Annotated in this window: 16 protein-coding genes; 8 read left to right on the top strand and 8 right to left on the bottom strand. The window is 73.6% G+C overall.

Annotation, left to right across the window (positions count from 1 at the left end):
* Positions 1–18: 18 nt before the first annotated feature.
* Positions 19–3,288: an efflux RND transporter permease subunit gene (locus tag K330_RS0115135; protein WP_022922660.1), complete on the bottom strand. Its 3,270-nt coding sequence runs from the start codon at positions 3,286–3,288 to the stop codon at positions 19–21.
* A gap of 55 nt (positions 3,289–3,343) precedes the next feature.
* On the opposite strand from K330_RS0115135, the gene K330_RS22915 reads away from it, so the two are divergent.
* Both K330_RS22915 and K330_RS0115125 read left to right on the top strand, forming a co-directional pair.
* Entirely contained in the window at positions 3,344–3,835 is a 492-nt protein-coding gene (locus K330_RS22915) for a MarR family winged helix-turn-helix transcriptional regulator (RefSeq protein ID WP_022922659.1), read from the top strand.
* Between the two features lie 35 nt (positions 3,836–3,870).
* Complete coding sequence (locus tag K330_RS0115125) at positions 3,871–5,958, top strand: elongation factor G-like protein EF-G2 (RefSeq protein WP_022922658.1); 2,088 nt, start codon at positions 3,871–3,873, stop codon at positions 5,956–5,958.
* A gap of 130 nt (positions 5,959–6,088) precedes the next feature.
* On the opposite strand, the gene K330_RS0115120 is transcribed toward K330_RS0115125, so the two are convergent.
* The 3 genes from K330_RS0115120 to K330_RS0115110 all read right to left on the bottom strand — a co-directional run bounded on the left by K330_RS0115120 (position 6,089) and on the right by K330_RS0115110 (position 10,073).
* Positions 6,089–6,319 carry a hypothetical protein gene (locus tag K330_RS0115120; RefSeq protein WP_022922657.1) on the bottom strand — a complete coding sequence of 77 codons (231 nt, stop codon included), beginning with the start codon at positions 6,317–6,319 and terminating at the stop codon, positions 6,089–6,091.
* A gap of 217 nt (positions 6,320–6,536) precedes the next feature.
* Complete coding sequence (locus K330_RS0115115; protein WP_022922656.1) at positions 6,537–8,606, bottom strand: M3 family metallopeptidase; 2,070 nt, start codon at positions 8,604–8,606, stop codon at positions 6,537–6,539.
* Positions 8,607–8,627: 21 nt separating this feature from the next.
* The gene (locus tag K330_RS0115110; protein WP_029202730.1) at positions 8,628–10,073 is read right to left on the bottom strand and encodes a lipase maturation factor family protein; all 1,446 of its coding nucleotides are present in this window, start codon (positions 10,071–10,073) and stop codon (positions 8,628–8,630) included.
* Between the two features lie 53 nt (positions 10,074–10,126).
* Here K330_RS0115110 and K330_RS0115105 point away from each other — a divergent pair, with 53 nt between their 5' ends.
* Both K330_RS0115105 and K330_RS21660 read left to right on the top strand, forming a co-directional pair.
* Positions 10,127–11,623 (top strand): S10 family peptidase, encoded by a 1,497-nt coding sequence (locus K330_RS0115105; protein WP_029202729.1) that lies wholly within the window; start codon positions 10,127–10,129, stop codon positions 11,621–11,623.
* Positions 11,624–11,768: 145 nt separating this feature from the next.
* A complete protein-coding gene (locus tag K330_RS21660; RefSeq protein ID WP_022922653.1) occupies positions 11,769–12,305 on the top strand; it encodes a MarR family winged helix-turn-helix transcriptional regulator in 537 nt (178 codons plus the stop codon).
* Here K330_RS21660 and K330_RS0115095 read toward each other — a convergent pair.
* Positions 12,229–13,257 carry an EamA family transporter gene (locus K330_RS0115095; RefSeq protein WP_022922652.1) on the bottom strand — a complete coding sequence of 343 codons (1,029 nt, stop codon included), beginning with the start codon at positions 13,255–13,257 and terminating at the stop codon, positions 12,229–12,231. The two genes, K330_RS21660 and K330_RS0115095, sit on opposite strands and share 77 nt — an antisense overlap.
* A gap of 108 nt (positions 13,258–13,365) precedes the next feature.
* On the opposite strand from K330_RS0115095, the gene K330_RS0115090 reads away from it, so the two are divergent.
* Genes K330_RS0115090 through K330_RS23760 form a run of 3 tightly spaced genes read left to right on the top strand, consistent with a single transcriptional unit; the run spans position 13,366 to position 15,264 of the window.
* A complete protein-coding gene (locus K330_RS0115090; protein WP_022922651.1) occupies positions 13,366–13,935 on the top strand; it encodes a CGNR zinc finger domain-containing protein in 570 nt (189 codons plus the stop codon).
* A gap of 36 nt (positions 13,936–13,971) precedes the next feature.
* A complete protein-coding gene (locus K330_RS0115085) occupies positions 13,972–15,081 on the top strand; it encodes a trans-sulfuration enzyme family protein (protein ID WP_022922650.1) in 1,110 nt (369 codons plus the stop codon).
* Positions 15,082–15,096: 15 nt separating this feature from the next.
* Positions 15,097–15,264 (top strand): hypothetical protein, encoded by a 168-nt coding sequence (locus K330_RS23760; RefSeq protein ID WP_022922649.1) that lies wholly within the window; start codon positions 15,097–15,099, stop codon positions 15,262–15,264.
* A gap of 70 nt (positions 15,265–15,334) precedes the next feature.
* Here the strand turns inward: K330_RS23760 and K330_RS0115075 are convergent, their stop codons facing one another.
* Entirely contained in the window at positions 15,335–15,538 is a 204-nt protein-coding gene (locus K330_RS0115075; RefSeq protein ID WP_022922648.1) for a cold-shock protein, read from the bottom strand.
* Between the two features lie 325 nt (positions 15,539–15,863).
* Between K330_RS0115075 and K330_RS0115070 the strand changes: the two genes are divergently transcribed.
* Positions 15,864–16,418: a hypothetical protein gene (locus K330_RS0115070; protein ID WP_022922647.1), complete on the top strand. Its 555-nt coding sequence runs from the start codon at positions 15,864–15,866 to the stop codon at positions 16,416–16,418.
* An 8-nt stretch (positions 16,419–16,426) separates the two neighbouring features.
* On the opposite strand, the gene K330_RS0115065 is transcribed toward K330_RS0115070, so the two are convergent.
* Together K330_RS0115065 and K330_RS23755 are read right to left on the bottom strand one after the other, a co-directional pair.
* Positions 16,427–17,209, bottom strand: a complete 783-nt coding sequence (locus K330_RS0115065) for an aminoglycoside phosphotransferase family protein (protein WP_022922646.1) — start codon at positions 17,207–17,209, stop codon at positions 16,427–16,429.
* Between the two features lie 80 nt (positions 17,210–17,289).
* Positions 17,290–18,030 carry a hypothetical protein gene (locus K330_RS23755; protein ID WP_022922645.1) on the bottom strand — a complete coding sequence of 247 codons (741 nt, stop codon included), beginning with the start codon at positions 18,028–18,030 and terminating at the stop codon, positions 17,290–17,292.
* Between the last annotated feature and the right edge of the window lie 49 nt (positions 18,031–18,079).

The following is an 18,079-nucleotide window of genomic DNA, read 5'->3' as shown; positions in this document are numbered from 1 at the left end:
CCGCCGCTGCGCCGCCGGTCAGGCCCGGCGGGCCGCCCGCCGTCCGCGCAGGCCGCCGGCCCAGGCGGCGCCCCGCTCGACCAGCTCGTAGAGCACCGGCACCAGGATCAGCGTCAGCAGCGTCGAGGTGACCAGGCCGCCGATGACCACGATGGCCAGCGGCTGGGAGATGAACGCTCCGCCGCCGGTGATCGCCAGGGCCATCGGGGTCAGGGCCAGGATGGTCGCGAGCGCGGTCATGATGATCGGTCGCAGCCGGTGGCGGGCGCCCTCGATCAGCGCGGTGCCGCGGTCCAGGCCGCGGGCGCGGTACTGGTTGACCAGGTCGATGAGCACGATCGCGTTGGTCACGACGATGCCGACGAGCATGAGCATGCCGACCATCGAGGCGACGTCCAGCGGCTTGTCGGTCAGCAGCAGCAGGCCGATGGAGCCGGTGGCCGCGAACGGCACGGAGACGAGCAGGATGAGCGGCTGGACGAGGGAATTGAAGGTCGCGACCATCACCAGGTAGACGATGGCGATCGCGGCCAGCAGCGCCAGCCCGAGGGCGTTGAACGCCGACTGCTGGTCGGCGGAGACGCCGGCGAGCTCGACCTGGACCCCGTCGGGGACCTCCAGGCCGTCGAGCCGCTCCCCGAGCTGGGCGCTCAGCGCACCCAGGTCGTCGCCGCTGGGGCGGCCCGACACCGTGGCGGCCCGCAGGCCGTCGACGCGGGTGATCGTGACCGCCTCCTCGACCGTCTCCAGCTCGGCCACCTCGCCCAGCAGCACCGGGTCGCCGTCGGCGGTGGTGGCGACCTGCAGCTCCTCCAGCCCGTCCACGTCGTCCGCGGCTCCCTGCCGGACCAGCACGTCGACCTGGCGGGCGTCGAACTCCACGCGCCCCACCCGGGTGCCGTCGGTCGCCGCCTGCACGAGCTGGCCGACCTGCGCCTCGGTCACGCCCGCCTCGGCGGCCGCGGCCCGGTCGACGCGCACCCGCAGCGACGGCACGGTGTCGGTGAGGTCGTTGGTGACGTCGGTGGCGCCGACGTCCTGCACGAGCTCGGTCACCGACCCGGCGGCGGCGCGCAGGTCGTCCTCGTCCTGGGCCTGCACGACGACCTCGAGGTCGGTGCTGCCCATCTGCTGGCCGGCGGTGGCCACGAGAGAGGCCCCCTCACCGAGCTGCTCCTCGACGTGCGCGGTCAGCTCCTCGCCGAAGGCCTCGCCGTCGACGCCCTCCTCCAGCGTCATCGCGAAGGTCGCCGTGTTGGCGCCGCTGCCGAGGAAGACCGCCTCGATGCCGCCGGGGCTGCCGGCGACCACCTGGTAGGCGGCGACCTCGTCCTGGTCGGCCAGCCACTCCTCGACCTGCCGGGCCTGCTCGTCGGTGTCGGTGAGCCGGGTGCCGGTGGGCATCGTCAGGGTGGCCTGCAGGGTGTTCTCCCCGGCGGAGCCGATGAAGTCCGTCTTCAGGAGGGTGGCGGCATACCCCGTCCCGCCGAGCACGAGCGCGGCGAGCAGCACGGTGACCCAGGGGTGCGCGACGGCGGTGCGCAGCACCGGCAGGTAGGCGCGCTGCAGCCGGTCGGGGGTGTCGCGCGCCTCGTCGGGCTCCTCCTCGTGCCGGCCGGGGGTGGCGCGGCCGCCGCCGAGGAACCAGTAGCCCAGCACCGGGATGATCGTCAGCGCCACCAGCAGGGAGGCGAGCATGGCCAGGGCCACGGTCACCGCGAAGGGCCGGAACAGCTCGCCGACCTGGCCGCCGACGAAGCCGAGGGGCAGGAAGACCGCCACGGTGGCCACCGTGGCCGAGGTGATCGCTCCGGCGACCTCGCGGGTGGCCTCCACGACCGCGGTGCGCCGCTCGTCACCGCGGGCGATGTGCCGCTTGATGTTCTCGATGACCACGATGGAGTCGTCGACGACACGGCCCACGGCGATCGTCAGGGCACCGAGGGTGAGGATGTTGAGGCTGTAGCCCAGCGCCTGCAGGCCGATGAGCGCGATGAGCAGCGACAGCGGGATCGACAGCGCGGTGACCAGCGTCAGGCGCACGGACAGCAGGAAGACCAGCACGACCAGGATCGCGAAGCCCAGGCCCAGCACGCCCTCGGTGGCCAGGTCCTCGATGGACTTCTCGATGAACGGCGCGCCGTCGTAGATGGTCACCAGCTCGCCGCCACCGAGCGCGGTGCCGAACTCGGCCTGCAGGTCGGCGAGGTCGTGCGAGATCTCGACCGCGTTGCCGTCGGGGGTCTTGGTGATGGCGATGCCGACGCTGGGCTCGCCGTTGGTGCGGGTGTATGCGGTGGCCGCCCGCGTCTCCAGCGTCACCTCGGCGACGTCACCGAGGGTCGGGACCTCCACCTCCCCGGCCTCCTCGAGCGCGGTCTCGGCCTGCTCGGCCGCGGCCTGGGCGGCGGCCGCGCCGGCGGCGAGCTCGGGGTCGGCCGGGCTGGCCGCGGCGGCCGCCGTCGCGTCGTCCGCGGCGGTGCGCGCCTCGGCGGCGGCGGTGCGCTGCTGGGCGGCGGCCTGCTGCATACCCATGACCTGGGGGGTGAGCAGCGGCAGCGCCTCGATCTGCTCGACCGAGGTGAGGCGCGAGCCGACCAGGACCGGCAGCTCGGCGTCGCCGTCGAGCACCGTCCCGCCCGGGACGACGACGCCGTTGGCCTGCAGCAGCTGGGCGACGGAGGGCACGGTGGCGCCGGCCTCGGCGGCCTCCTCGTCGTCGAGGTCGACGGTGACGACGCGGTCGGCGACGCCGGACAGGGTCGCCGCGCGCACGCCGTCGACGTCCTCGATCTCGGGCACGACGAGCCGCTCGAGGCGGTCGACGAGCTCGTCGGCGTCCACGCCCTCGCCGCCGGTGGCGGCGAGCTGGATGATCGGGAAGTCGTCGAGGTTGCCGGCGAAGATCTGCGGCTCGGCGCCGTCGGGCAGGTTGGGGGCCTGCGCCAGGACCGCGCGCTGCAGGTCGGTCTGGACGGCCCCGAGGTCGGTGCCGTAGTCCAGCTCGACGACGACGGAGGAGAAGCCGTCGGTGCTGGTCGAGGTCACCTCGACGACGTTGTTCAGCCCCTGGGCGACCACCTCGACCGGCTCGGTCACCTGCTCCTCGACGACCGAGCTGCTGGAGCCGGGCACGGGGGTGGTGACCGCCAGCACCGGGAACTGCAGGGAGGGGAAGAGCTCGCGCGGCAGGGCGGAGGTCGACCACAGCCCCGCCACGACGGCGAAGAGCGTCGTCAGCGCGACGAGGGCACGGTTGCGGACGCTGAAGAGCGTGAGGCGCGACATAGGATGCCTAGCCTAAGACCAACAGTTAGCCCGGGACGAACTGACGAGGAGACTTATGACCCGCACGCAGCCGCAGGACCGGCGGGCGGAGCTGACCGCACAGATCGTGCGGTCGGAGGACGCGCTGCACGCGGTCGTGGTGCGCTGGCTCGACCCGGTGCGGGTGCCCGCCGACCTGACCCTGCGCCAGGTCCAGGTGCTCGTGCTGGTCCGGGCCACGCCGGACCTCACCGGGCAGGACCTGGCCCGGGCGCTCGACGTCACCACGCCGACGATGAGCGGCATCGTCGAGCGCATCGCCTCGCGCGGCTGGCTGGAGCGCAGGCCCGACCCCGCCGACCGTCGCCGGCTGCTGCTGCGGGTGACCGAGGAGGGGCAGACGGTGCTCGCCGCGCTGGAGGGGCCGACCCGCGAGGCGCGCGCCCGGCTGCTCGAGGGGCTCGACCTCGACGAGCTCGCCGACCTCTCCCGCCTGGTCGGCAGGATGCTCGAGGTGGGCCGCCGGGTCGCCGACGCGGCAGGCCCGGAGGGCTCGGGGGACCGGTAGACACTACTTCGTGTAGTAGGCGTAGGTTATGCCGCATGAACCGCAACGGCGCCTCTTCGTTCCGTGCACCGAGCAGCCCCTCCGAGATCCGCAACGTGGTCCTGGTCGGGCCGCAGGGGACCGGCAAGAGCGCGTTGCTGGAGCAGCTGACCAGCGGGCAGCTCGGGCACGTCAAGGAGGCCGAGGAGGCCTCGACCGCGCTCGGTGTCGCGAGCACGGTGCACGAGGGCAGCGGCACCGTCGTCACGGTCGTGGACACCCCCGGCAGGCCCGACTTCGTCGGTGACGTGCGCGCCGGGCTGCGGGCCGCCGACGCGGTGGTCTTCGTCGTCGCCGCGGGCAGCGGCATCGACGAGGCGACCCGGATGCTGTGGCGCGAGTGCGACGCGGTGGGGGTGCCCCGGTTGGTGGCGGTGACCCAGCTGGAGCTGGCCCGCGCCGACTACGACAGCGTGGTCGCGCAGTGCCGACGCGTCTTCGGCACGGCGGTGCCGCTGTCGGTCCCGGTCGTGGAGGGCCAGGAGCTGACGGGGATCGTCGAGCTGCTCGACGAGACGATGTGCGACGCCGAGGGCACGGCCCGCCCGCTCACCGACGAGGAGCGCGCGGACGTCGAGGGCCAGCGGGCCGAGCTCGTCGAGGCCATCATCGAGACCTCCGAGGACGAGTCGCTCCTGGACCGCTACCTGTCGGGGGAGGAGCTGGACCGGGAGAGCCTGCGCGCCGACCTGCGCGCCGCCATCACGACCGCGCGCTTCTTCCCCATCGTTGTCGTCAACCCCCCGACCGGCATGGGGGTCCCGCGCCTGCTCGACCTCATGGTCGCGGCCTTCCCCTCGCCCGAGCAGGCCTGGACGCCGGTCGTCACCGACCCGTCCGGGCAGGAGCTGTATGACGTGACCGCAGACCCGTCGGCGCCCCTGGTGGCCGAGGTCGTCCGCACGACCACCGACCCCTACGTGGGCCGGCTGTCCCTGGTGCGCATCTTCTCCGGCACGCTGTCCGCCGGCGCCCGGCTGCACGTCAGCGGCCACCTGGAGCGGGTCGTGGGCCGGGAGGTCCCCGGCCACCCGGGGCACGACGACGACGACGAGCGGGTGGGGCAGATCATGACCCCCGGCCCGGGCGGCGCCGGCACCGTGCCGCGTGACGCGGCGATCGCCGGCGAGCTCGTGCTCGTCACCAAGCTGGCCTCCGCCGAGACCGCCGACACCCTCTCCGACTCCGACCGGCCCGCGCTGGTCGAGCCGTGGCTGCTGCCCGAGCCGCTGCTGCCCGTGGCCGTCCGGGCGGCCGCGAGCAAGGACGAGGACCGGCTCGCCGGGGCGCTGCAGCGGCTCATCAGCGAGGACGTCACGCTCCGCCTGGAGCACAACGCCGAGACCCACCAGGTGGTGCTGTGGACGCTCGGTCCCGCCCAGATCGACGACGTCCTCGACCAGCTGCGCAACCGCTACAACGTCGACGTCGAGACCGAGCCGGTCAAGACCTCGCTGCGCGAGACCTTCGTGCGCCCGGTGCAGGTGCAGGGCCGGCTGGTCAAGCAGTCCGGCGGCCACGGGCAGTATGCCGTGGTGCAGCTGGAGATCGAGCCGCTCCAGCGCGGCGCGGGCTTCGAGTTCGTCGACAAGGTGGTCGGCGGCGCCGTCCCGCGGCAGTTCATCCCCTCGGTGGAGAAGGGGCTGCGCAACCAGCTCGCCGAGGGTGTGCTCGCCGGCTATCCCTGCGTCGACGTGCGCGTGACGCTCGTCGACGGCAAGGCGCACTCGGTGGACTCCTCCGACATGGCCTTCCAGAACGCGGCCGGCCAGGCCCTGCGCGAGGCCGCGAACGAGTCGACCGTGTCCTTGCTGGAGCCGGTCGACGCCGTCGAGATCACCGTGGCCGACGACTACGTGGGCGCGGTCATGGCCGACCTGCGCGGTCGCCGCGCCCAGGTCTACGGCACCGAGCCCGTGGGCTCGGAGGGACACACGGTCGTCCGCGCCGAGGTGCCCCAGCACGAGCTGGCCCGCTACCCGATCGACCTGCGCTCGGTGTCCCACGGCTCGGGGACGTTCACCCGCAGCTTCGTCCGCTACGACTACCTGCCCGCCGCCCAGACCCGCGAGCTCATCGGCTGACCCGCCCCCACCCGCGACCGGGGACGTGGTGCGCCCGCCTCACCCGCGACCGAGGACGTGGCGCGCACGCCCCAGCGGCGACCGGGGACGTGGTGTGCCCGCCTCACCCGCGACCGAGGGCGTCAGGTGGTCAGAAGCGGGGCCGGTCCGGCGCGTGCACGCCATACCTCGCCCTGGCCTGCTCCCGGAGCTGCTGGTCGGCACCGGCCTTGCCCATCTTCCCCGGCCCGACGAGATGCAGGAGCGCGGCGAGACACGCGAGGAGCAGAAGCCCCAGCGGCAACGCGTCGCCTGACATCACGGCCCAGGCGATGAGCCCCGCCCCCACGACGGCGTACACCAGCACGGCGGTCTTCGACATCGGTCCTCCTCGATCGGTGTCCCCGCGACGGTAGCAAGAGGTGGGCAGTCTGTGGTCAGAACCGTCCCCGTTGGTGCACGCGACGTCCTCGGTCGCGTGAGGAGCGTGCGCGCGACGTCGTCGGTCGCGTGAGGAGCGTGCGCGCGACGTCGTCGGTGGGGTGAGGAGCGTGCGCGCGACGTCGTCGGTCGCAGAGGGGGAGCGGGACCAGACGTCGTCAGGCGGTCAGGCCCAGGCGCGCCAGCAGGTGGGAGACGTCGGGGTCGGCGCCGCGGAAGCGCCGGTAGGTCTCCAGCGCCTCCAGCGAGCCGCCGCGGCCCAGGAGCTCGGCGCGGAAGCGGTCGCCCGCCTCGCGCGTCATCCCGCCGGGCTGCTCGGCCGTCGCCTGCTCGCGGAACCACGCGACCGTGTCGGCGTCCATGACCTCCGACCACAGGTAGGAGTAGTAGCCCGCGGCATAGCCTCCGCCGAAGATGTGGTGGAAGTAGGCCGACCGGTAGCGCGGCGGGATCAGCGGGTGGGCCGCCCCGGCGCGCTCCAGCGCCGCCGCCTCGAAGGCCTCGACGCCCGACCCGTCCTCCGGCAGCTCCGCCAGCGGGGTCTGGTGCCAGGCCTGGTCGAGCAGCATCGCCGCCAGCAGCTCCAGGGTCCGGTAGCCGCTCTCGGTCCGGCTCGCCACGAGCTTGTCCACCCACTCGTCCGGGATCGGCTCGCCGGTCTCGTGGTGCCGGGCGAAGCGCCGCAGCAGCGCCGGCTCCCACGCCCAGATCTCGTTGACCTGGCTGGGGAACTCGACGAAGTCGCGCGGCACCGACGTCCCGGACCGCGACGGGTAGCGCACGTCCGACAGCAGCCCGTGCAGGTCGTGCCCGAACTCGTGGAACAGCGTGATGACGTTGTCCCAGGTCATCAGGCTCGGCGACCCCTCCGCGGGCGGCGGCACGTTGCACGTGTTGGTCACGACCGGCTGCTGGTCGAGCAGGTGGCTCTGGTCGACGATGGAGGTCATCCACGCGCCGCCCTTCTTGTTCGGCCGGGTGTAGGCGTCGATGACGACGGCGCCCAGCACCGAGCCGTCGGCCTCCCGCACCTCGAAGACCCGGGCCTCGGAGGTGTAGCCGACCAGCTCGGGCCGCTCGGCGAAGGTGATGCCGTAGAGCGCCGTCGCGGCCGCGAAGACCCCCTCGGTCAGGACCCGCTCGAACTCCAGGTAGGGCTTGAGCTGGTCGGTGTCGAACGCCGACGCGGCGTTCTCGCGCGTCGCCAGGAACTGCCAGTCCCACGGCTCCAGGGTCGCCCCCGGCTCCACGCTCTCCAGCCGCGCCCGCAGCGCCTCCGCCTCGCGCTCGACGATCTGCACGACCCCGGGGGTGAGCCGACCGAGCAGGTCGTTGACCGCCTCGGTGGTCCGGGCGCAGGCGACCTCGTGGACGTAGGCGGCGTGGTGGGGGTAACCGAGCAGCGCAGCCCGCTCGGCCCGCAGCCGCGCGATCCGCACCAGGGTGTCGCGGGTGTCGTGGGCAGGGTCCCCGGAGCCGAGGCCACGCCCGACCGAGGCGCGGAAGATCCGCTCCCGCAGGCCCCGGTGCTCGAGGTTGTCCAGCAGCGGCTGCCCCGTCGTGTTGACGACCGGCACCAGCCAGCCGTCGAGGTCGCGGCCGCGCGCCGCCTCCCGCAGCCGGGCCTTCTCGTCCTCGGACAGCCCGGCCAGCTCGGCCTCGTCGGTGACGTGCACGGCCGCGGCGTTGCGCCCGGCCACCAGTGCGGTGTCGAACTCGTTGGACAGCGTGGCCAGCTCGCCGTTGAGCTCGCGCAGCCGGGCCTGCTGCCCGGCCGGCAGCGTGATCCCGCCGCGCTCGTAGGCGCGCAGCCGCTCGGAGAGGTTGAAGGCGTCCTGATCGTCGAGCTCGACCTCACCGGCGTCGGCCCGCTCGGACAGCGCCCTGAGCCGGCCGTAGAGCGCCGGGTCGAGCAGGATCGCGTCCTGGTGGGCCGCCAGGCGGGGGGAGAACTCGGCCATGATCGCGTCGCGCTCGGGGTTGGTGTCGGCCGACCGCGCCACCCAGAAGGCTGACAGCGTCCGCTCCAGCACGGCGCCGCTGCGCTCCCAGGCGTGCAGGACGTTCTCCACCGTCGCCGGCGAGGTGTCCTCGGCGATCGCCCGCAGCTCCTCCAGCTGCTGCTCCATCCCGATCTCCAGCGCCTCCCGCACGTGCGCGTCGGTGATGGTCGCGTAGTCGGGCAGGGAGAAGGGCAGGGTGGACGGTGCCAGGAACGGGTTGGTCATCCTCCTATCCCAGCACAGCCCTCACGCCCAGTCCGCCTCGGCCGTCGCCAGCGTCACCGGGTGCGCGAACTCGCCGACCAGGTCGCGGTGCCAGCACGCGCGCGTCGCCCGCAGCTCGGCCCAGGTCGTGTAGCGGTAGCGGTAGAGCAGCGCCCGCACCGCCTCGGGCCGCCGTCCGTCGAAGGGGTCGACGGCCAGCAGCCGCAGCGTCGCCGGGTCGGCCTCCAGCAGCCGCCGCAGCAGCCGGGGGAACCACGGCCGGGCATAGCGCCGCGACAGCGCCGCGAACCACATCATCCAGTCCAGGCGCAGGTGGTAGGGCGCGTACTGCCGCGGCCAGCGCCCCGGCGGCCCGGGCTTGCCGCGGAAGCCGTACTCACGCCATACCCCGTCCTCGTCGAGCCCCTCGACCACGATCTCGTGCCGCACCTTCGTCACGCTGCCGAACGCCCCGTAGGTGTTGACCAGCCGCAGCGGCTCGAAGGAGGCGTTCATCGCCTGCCCCGGCGAGACCAGGTTGAGCACCGGCCGCCAGCTCAGGACGAGGACCAGCGCCGTCACCAGGAGCACCGCCCCGGCCCAGGGGTATGGCGTCGCGCCGGCCTGCGCGGGCACGAGCCAGTCCTGCACGGGGCGGGGGAGGAGCCACGCCCAGAAGGCGTCCGGCAGCACCGAGGCGGCCAGCACGACCGCCAGCCAGTTGAGCCAGGCGAAGTTGCCGCTGGCCACCAGCCACAGCTGGGTGACGAGCATGATCCCGGCACACACCCCGGCCACCGGCTGGGGCAGGAACAGCCCGAACGGCACGACCAGCTGGGTGACGTGGTTGGCGGCGACCTCGACCCTGTGCAGCGGCCCCGGCAGGTGGTGGAAGAACCACGACAGCGGCCCCGGCATCGGCTGGGTCTCGTGGTGGTGGTGCAGGCAGGTCAGGTCGCGCCAGCACGGGTCGCCGCGCATCTTGATCAGCCCGGCGCCCAGCTCGAGCCGGAAGAGCACCCACCGCAGCAGGAGCAGGACCAGCAGCGGCGGCGCGACGGCCGCGTTGCCCAGGAAGACCGCCAGGAAGCCCACCTCGCACAGCAGCGACTCCCAGCCGAAGGACCACCAGAGCTGGCCGACGTTGACGACCGACAGGTAGAGCGCCCACAGCGCCAGCCACACCGCCGTCGACGCCACCAGCGGCAGCCGCGCGGTCACCCCGGCCAGCGTCAGCGCCGCCAGCCCCGCGCCCGTCCAGCAGACCGCGAGGAAGAAGCGGTCGGACCACCAGCGGTGGAAGACGCTCGGCGCCTGCCGGAAGCCCACCCGTCGCAGGTGGTCCGGCACCGGCGTCAGCCCGCGCGTGCCGATGAGCGCCGGGCCCTGGCGCGCGGCCGCGACGAAGGCGACGACGTAGAGCGCGGCCAGGGCGTGCAGGAACACCGCCCGCCCCAGCCATCCGTCCTCGGCGACGAACCACTCCATACCCCGACGGTATGCCGCACCGCCGCCCTCGGCACGCCGCATACAGTCCTCGCATGAGCGACGACGTCACCGCCCCGAAGGACACGACGAAGGACGACACCCAGGGCGCCCCCGAGCCCCGCGACCTGCTGGTCGAGACCCACCACACCCTCGCCACCGACGACGGCGAGCTGAGCTACACCGCCCGCACCGGGCGGATCGTGCTGCGCGAGGAGGAGTTCAAGGACGACGTCTTCGAGGGCTGGACGCCGCGCGCCGAGCTGGCGGTGACGTCCTACACCCTCGACCTGCCGGAGGGGGCCGACCCCAAGGACCGGCCGGTGACCTTCGTCTTCAACGGCGGCCCCGGCTCGAGCTCGGTGTGGCTGCACCTGGGCGTGCTCGGCCCGCGGATCGTCGACGCCGGCGAGGTGGACGAGCCGACCCCGCCGCCCTACGCGCTGACGGACAACCCGCAGACGCCGCTGCGGGCCACCGACCTCGTCTTCATCGACCCCATGTCGACCGGGCTGTCGCGCGCGGTCAAGGGCGGCAAGGCCAAGGACTACCACGGCTTCGGCAAGGACGTGGAGCAGGTCAGCGAGCTCATCCGGCTGTGGTGCACGCGCGAGGACCGCTGGATGAGCCCGAAGTTCCTGTGCGGCGAGTCCTACGGCACGACCCGCGCGGTGTCGGTGGCCGAGCACCTCTTCAGCCGCTTCGGGATGCAGCTCAACGGCCTCGTGCTCATCTCCAGCGTCCTCGACTTCGGCACCCAGGACTTCCGCTTCCTGCGCCACGACGAGGCGTGCCTGTCCTACCTGCCCACCTACGCCGCGATCGCCCACTTCCACGGCAAGCACCCGGGCCGGTCGCTGCGCGAGGTGCTCGCCGACGCCGAGGAGCTCGCCGCCGGGGCCTACCGCTGGGCGCTCGGGCGCGGCAACCGCCTCACCGAGGAGGAGAGGTATGACGTGCTCGCCCAGCTCTCCTCGCTCACCGGGCTGTCGGAGGACTACCTGGACCGCTGCGACCTGCGGCCCGAGCACTGGCGCTTCTGCACCGAGCTGCTCCGCGACGAGGGCCGCACGGTCGGGCGCATCGACGGGCGGATCACCGGGGTGCTGCACTCCGGCATCGCCGAGGGGATGGACGCCGACCCCTCGATCGACGCGATCATGGGCCCCTACGCGGCCGCGATCCACCACTACCTGCGCGGTGAGCTGCGCTCGGAGCTGGACCTGCCCTACGCCGTCTTCTCCGACGCGATCGAGCACTGGTCCTACAAGGAGTTCGAGGCCCGGCCGATCAACGTCACCGACAAGCTCGAGCGGGTGATGCGCGCCAACCCCCACCTGCGCGTGCGCATCGAGTACGGCTACTACGACCTGGCCACGCCCTACGGCGCGGCCGAGGACATGGTCGCCCACCTGCGGCTGCCCGAGCAGGCGCTGGACCGGATCGAGCACGCGTGGTTCGAGACCGGCCACATGCCCTACGTCGGGGCCGGCACCCGGGTCGAGGAGGCCGAGGGGATCACCGACTTCGTGCGGCGGGCGAGCGGGCGGTGAGCGCGGGTATGCCGTGCGCGGGCCACCCGGGTGAGTGGCGCGTGCACGGCATACCGGCGAGATCCGTGCACGGAGCACTCAGCTGAGTGGCCCGTGCACCCGGGGGTCCGCCGCCCGGTCATCCCCCGGGGCTAGGCTCACCGCCATGGCTCCCACCTGGCTCGACGACGAGCAGCTCAACGTCTGGGTGCGGCTCAAGGCCGTGATGGAGCTGCTGCCCGGGGCGCTGGACTCACAGCTGCGCCGCGAGGCGGGCCTGACCTACTTCGAGTACTACGTGCTGGCCATGCTCTCCGAGGCCGACGGGCGCATGCTGCGGATGAACGCCCTCGCCGCCCGCACCAACGCCACGCTGCCGCGGCTCTCGCACGTGGCGCGCAAGCTGGACGAGCGCGGGCTGGTGCGGCGCTCGCCCGACCCCGACGACGGCCGCGCCACGCGCGTCACCCTCACCGACCAGGGGTATGACGTGCTCGCGGGGGCCGCCCCGGCCCACGTGGAGGCCGTCCGCCGCTACGTCTTCGACCTGATCGACGAGGAGCAGGTGTGCCAGCTGGGGACCATCGCCGACGCGATGCTCGACGTGCTCGACCCGGACGACGTCCTCACCCACGACTACCGGCGGCCGGGATCGGCTCGACGGCAAGGTCCTCCGCCACCTCCGGCTGCTCGTCGAGCTTGACCGCCACGACGCCCGCCACGATGAGCAGGCCGCCGGCCAGCTGGACCGGCGCCGGCATCTCGCCGAGCAGGACCCAGGCCCAGAGCACGGCGAAGAGCACCTCGACGAGGCCGACGAACGAGGCCACCTTGGCCCGCAGCATGCGGGTGGCGATGATCCCGGTGGCGTAGGCGAAGGCCGCCGCGACCACGCCCAGCCACAGCATCGGCACCCACCACGGCACCTCCAGGCCCGCCAGCGTCGCGTCGGCGGTGGTCATGGTGAAGGGCACGACGCCGACCAGGCCGGCCAGGGTCACCACCAGGGTGCCGACGGCCATGCCGAGGGCGGAGAAGGCGATCGGCGGCAGTCCGTTGGACTCGTCGGCGCCGAGGACGAAGAAGACGGCCAGGCCGACCGCGGCCAGCAGGCCGTAGACCACGCCCAGCGTGCTGACCTGCACGTCGCCGAGCACGTCGAGGACCAGGAGCAGGCCGAGCATCGCCACGCCGCCGCCGAGCAGGGTGAGGCGGCGGGGCCGCTGGCCGTGGGCGAGCCAGAGCCAGCCGACGACGAGGATCGGCCCGAGGTACTCCAGCATGAGCGCGACGCCGACGGACAGCTGCGTCACGGCGAGGAAGTAGAAGAGCTGGGCCCCGGCGACGGCGAGGGCGCCGAAGAGGCCCACGTGGACCCAGGTGGTGCGCCGGCGCAGCAGGTGCCAGCGCCCGCGCATCGACAGGGCGGCGGGGACGGCCAGCACCAGCGCGCCGAGGGCCATCCGGGCCGTCACGGCGGCGGCCGGTGACCAGCCGGCGTTGAACGAGCTCTTGGCCACGGCGCCGGAGCTGCCGAAGGCCAGCGCCGAGACCAGCGCGATCAGCAGGCCGAGGACGAGCAGGGCGCGCGGGGAGCGTGCCGGCCGCGGGGTGGTGGGGGTGGGGCGACGGCGGGTCGGGGTGGGAGCGGTCACGCGCGCCTCCTCTCGGTGGGCGGGCCGCGCGTCACGGCCCGACGTGGGATCATGGGTGTCAGCCGTTGACACTCATGACGATAGGCGAGAGGAGCGTCAGGAGTCAACATGCTTTTTACCCATGACACCGAGGTGGCCCTGCAGGGAGCCGTCGACCTGGTCAACACGCACGACCCGACCGACGGGTCCGACACGCTGACCACGGTGGACCAGCTCGACGACTTCGTCACCCGCTGGGGGTGGACCGGGCCGATCCGCCACGACGAGGACGAGCTGGAGCAGGTCCGCGCGCTGCGCCCCCTTTTCCGGGAGCTGTGGCAGCGGGACGAGGAGGGGGTCGTCGCCCTGGTCAACGCCATGCTCGCCGACAACCGCGCGCTGCCCCGCCTCGTGCGCCACGACCAGTGGGACTGGCACCTGCACGCCACCCCGGACGACGCTCCGCTGGCGACGCGGATGGCGGTCGAGCTGGCGATGGCCGTGGTCGACCTGGTGCGGGCCGGGGAGCTGGGGCGCCTGGGCACCTGCGGCGCCGACGACTGCCAGGACGTGCTCGTCGACCTGACCCGCAACCGCTCCCGCCGGTTCTGCAGCACCACCTGCGGCAACCGGGTGGCGGCCGCCGCATACCGTGAGCGCCAGGCGGCCGGGCCGGAGGGGCACGCCGAGAGCTCCTGAGCCTGCTCAGGCGCCGGCGTGTGGCAGCGTGAGCCCATGACGCCCGAGCGCCGGCCGAGCCCCGGTGACCACGCCCACGCCGACCTGCGCCCCGCCACCCGGGCCGTCGCGCTGGGCCGCCCCGACCGCGCCCCCGGTGCGCCGGTCAACACCCCCGTGCACCTGACCTCGACCTACGTGGCCGACGGGCAGGTCAACTACGCCCGCGTCTCCAACCCGACCTGGGAGGCGCTGGAGGAGGTCCTCGGCTCCCTCGAGGCGGGTATGGCGTCCGCCTTCGCCTCGGGCATGGCCGCGGTGGCCGCGGTCGTCGGACAGGTGCCGACGGGCGGGGTGGTCGTGCGGCCGACGCACGTCTACAGCGGGACGGCGGGGCTGCTGGCCGAGCGGGAGCGGGCGGGCGCGCTGTCGGTGCGCACCGTCGCAGCCGAGGACGTGGCCGGGATCGTCGAGGCGTGCGACGGGGCCGACCTGCTGCTGCTGGAGTCGCCCAGCAACCCGATGATGGAGCTCACCGACGTGGTGGCCGTCGTCCGCGGGCTGCGGGAGCGCTACGGGCCGGACCGCCCCCTGGTCGTCTGCGACAACACCTTCGCCACCCCGGTGGCCCAGCAGCCGCTGCGCTGGGGCGTGGACGCGGTGGTGCACTCGGCGACGAAGTACCTCGCCGGTCACTCCGACACCCTGCTCGGCGCGGTGGTGGTCTCGCCCGAGCGGCCCGACCTGCAGGAGCGCGTCCGCACCTACCGCACGCTGCACGGTGCCATCCCGGGCCCGATGGAGGCCTGGCTGGTGCTGCGCGGGGTGCGGACGCTGCACGTCCGCCTGGAGCGGGCGAGCGCCACCGCCGAGCTGCTCGTCGACCGGCTCGAGGAGCACCCGGCGGTCGAGCGCGTCCGCTACCCCGGCTTCGGCGCGATGGTCTCGGTCGAGGTGGTCGGGGGCGCCGAGGCGGCCGAGGCGGTGTGCTCGGCGGTGCGGGTCTGGACCCACTCGACCAGCCTGGGCGGGGTGGAGTCCCAGCTCGAGCGGCGCCGGCGTCACGCGGCCGAGGTGGCGTCGGTGCCGGAGAGCCTGCTGCGCCTGTCGGTCGGGGTCGAGGACCCCGAGGACCTGTGGGAGGACCTTGCGCGGGCGCTCGGCTAGGAGGACCGTGGAGGCATGGGCTGGCGCCGCTGGTCGTGCCGGGTCATCGGCCACCACTGGGTGCGGCACGCCGACCACTCCGACTGGGGCGCGCCGAGGCTGGTGCGCTGCCGCCGCTGCGGTTACGTCTCCTCCCAGGAGGCCGAGCGGGACCGGTGGAACCAGCGGATGATGCCCTGGTAGGGGCACTTACAGGACAACGCAAGACGCCCCGCGCCAGAGGCGCGGGGCGTCTTGCGACGTTGGTGTCAGCTCAGAGGGAGCGAACCTTGTCAGCCTGCGGGCCCTTGGGGCCCTGGGTGACGTCGAACTCGACCTTCTGGCCCTCCTGGAGCTCGCGGTAACCCGAGCTGTCGATCGCCGAGTAGTGGACGAAGACGTCAGCGCCGCCACCATCCTGCTCGATGAAGCCGAAGCCCTTCTCGGAGTTGAACCACTTCACGGTGCCTGTTGCCACTTGTGCTGCCTCATTCTTGTGTACTGTCGGGGCCCACGTGCGCGGCGCCTCCGGACCACCGATGGCGTCCTCGTTGCGGCACATCCGGTCAATCAAACGCGGAAACCTCGTAGGCCACTGGTACGGCGAGTCGCTCAGAACGCTAGCACGTCTCGGGCCGCGGAGCCGCACCGTCGAGCCAGGACGGGACGTGCCGCTCGTCACGTCCGCCCGTGCGCGTCCCGCCAGCGCACCCACTCGCGGACCAGGGAGAGGTCCTGATCCGGTCCGGAGACGCCCGGCGCGGAGTGCTTGCCACGCCCGCCCGCCGGCCCGACACTGTGGCATGACCATCGCCGAGGACGCCGGCAGCGCAGTGCTCGACCGGCAGGACCGGACAGGGGCGGCGGGCCCCCGGCCGCCCCGGCAGCCCACCCGCCGGCGGGTGGCCGTCGCCCTGCTGCTCCTCGCCGCCCTCGCGGTCGCCTGGTGGTGGTCGCACCCGAGAGCCTTCGGCGGCCCGGGCGGTGAGTTCGGGGCGCGGCCCGAGCGGCTCACGCCCGTCTACGTCGTCATGGTCGAGCTCGCCGGTCACGACGTGGAGCTGATCGCGGGCGAGCCCCGGGTCCGCGTCTTCGGCGGTGAGGTCCAGACCGAGGTCCTGCTCTGCGACGGGGCGAACATCGGGATCGTCTACGGCGACGACGCGGAGCGGCGGTGCGCCGCCCCCGCGGACCACCGCAGGTCCACCGACTGGGACCAGGTCGTCCTGAGGTTCACCCCGTCCGACGCCGGCACGGTGGCCGTGGTGGACGGGATCGACCTCACCTACCGCACCGGCCTGCAGCGGGGCACCGAGCACGTGGGCTGGGCCGGCGCCGTGGTCTTCCCGCTGGACTGACCGGGGGATCAGCGGTAGCGCTCCAGCGCCTCCTCGAGCAGGCGCAGACCGTGCTCCTCGAAGGCGTGGTCGCCGACGCGGTAGGCCCACACCGCGGTGCCCACGGCCTCCCGCAGCAGCGTGGCGCGCCACAGCCCCCGCGGCCGGGGGTCGCTGCCGTAGCCGTCGAGGAAGGCCTCCTCGAGGTCGGGGCGACCCACCCACTCCCGGCCGGCCAGCCGCACCAGGTCGGTCCACGCGGGCCGCAGCTCGGCCCTGCCGAGGTCGATGACCCTCACCTCACCCTCGTGGACCAGCCAGTTGCGGGTGTGCCAGTCACCGTGCGTCGGGACGAGGTCGACGACGTCATGGGCGTGGGAGGCCAGCGCCTCGTGGACGCCCGCGACCGCAGGAGCGGGTATGCGGTGCTCCTGCTCCAGCCACCACCGCACCTTCGCGTCGGCGGCGGCCTCGTGGCCGACGTCCCGCTCGCGGTGCTGGGCGTGGAAGGACGCGAGCAGGCGTCCCGCCTGGCGGTAGGTCGCGGGGTCGCCGGCAGCCTCCGGGACGTCCTGGACGAGGCGGCCGGGCAGGTGCTCCACCACGAGCACACCCGCCTCGGTGCAGGCGTGCAGCAGGGCGCCGACCGAGCCGGTCGCCAGCCACGGGCCGGTCCACCGTCGGCGTGCGTGGATCTCCCGGCGCAGGTGGTGGTTGCCGGCGCCACCGGCCTTGACGACGACGTCACGCCCGTCGTGGTGCACCCGCAGCACCACCGTGTCGACCAGGCCCCAGCTGAGGTCGGCGGTCACCGCGTGCCCGGGCAGCCACCCGTCGAGCAGGTGCTGCTGCTCGGCGGACAGGGAGAAGCGCTCTGCCGTGGACGGCAGGGCTACATCTCCGAGAGTGCGTAGCTGTAGAGGTCGGGCTCCCGCTCCAGGACGCGCAGCGCCGGGCCGCCGTCGGGGTCGGCGAAGCGCAGCACCCGCCCCGACTCCTCCTGGGCGATCCGTGCCGGGACCCCCGCCGCGGTCAGCGGCTCGAGCAGCAGGTCGAGGTTGCCGTTGAGCTCGAACGCCAGCTCGGTGCCGACGTCGCTCATCGGCTGCACGCCGTGCAGCCCGCCGCCGCGGGCGGTCAGGTCGGCCCACGTCCCGTCCTCGAGGGTGATGCGGCGCCGCATACCCAGTCCGTCGAGGACGTCGAGGGCCACCCGGCCGGCGGTGGTGTGCCAGACCGGCATGACCGCGAGCCCCGGCTGGGTGGCCTCGAGCTCGCGCGGGTTGGGGGAGGGTGTGTCGACGGTGAGGCGGACCCCGTCGGCGGCCGTGACGATGCCCGCGAGCCCGTGGTCGGTGTCACCGAGCTCGATCGGCACGCCCTCCCCGGCCGCCGCGCTCACCGCCTCCTCCAGGGGCACGCTCGTCTCCAGGCCGAGCAGGGTGGTCCCGGCCGCCTCCGAGGACCCCGCGGCCGCGTGCAGCGCCAGCCGCCCCGCGCCCAGCTGGAAGACCAGCCACCCGTCGTCCTCGCTCAGCAGGACCGCGCCCAGGGCGTCCAGGACCGTGCGCCAGGCGGGGATGGCGTCGGTGAAGCGGACCGGGCGGACGCTCAGGGCGTCGTGCGTGCTCATGGTGCTGCGGGCTCCTCGGGCAGACGGGGGGCTGGTCCCAACCTAGCGC

Source organism: Ornithinimicrobium pekingense DSM 21552 (assembly GCF_000421185.1).
Classification (GTDB): domain Bacteria; phylum Actinomycetota; class Actinomycetes; order Actinomycetales; family Dermatophilaceae; genus Ornithinicoccus; species Ornithinicoccus pekingensis.
Note: the sequence above shows the minus strand (reverse complement) of the source record. Positions and strands in the feature narration are given on the sequence as shown.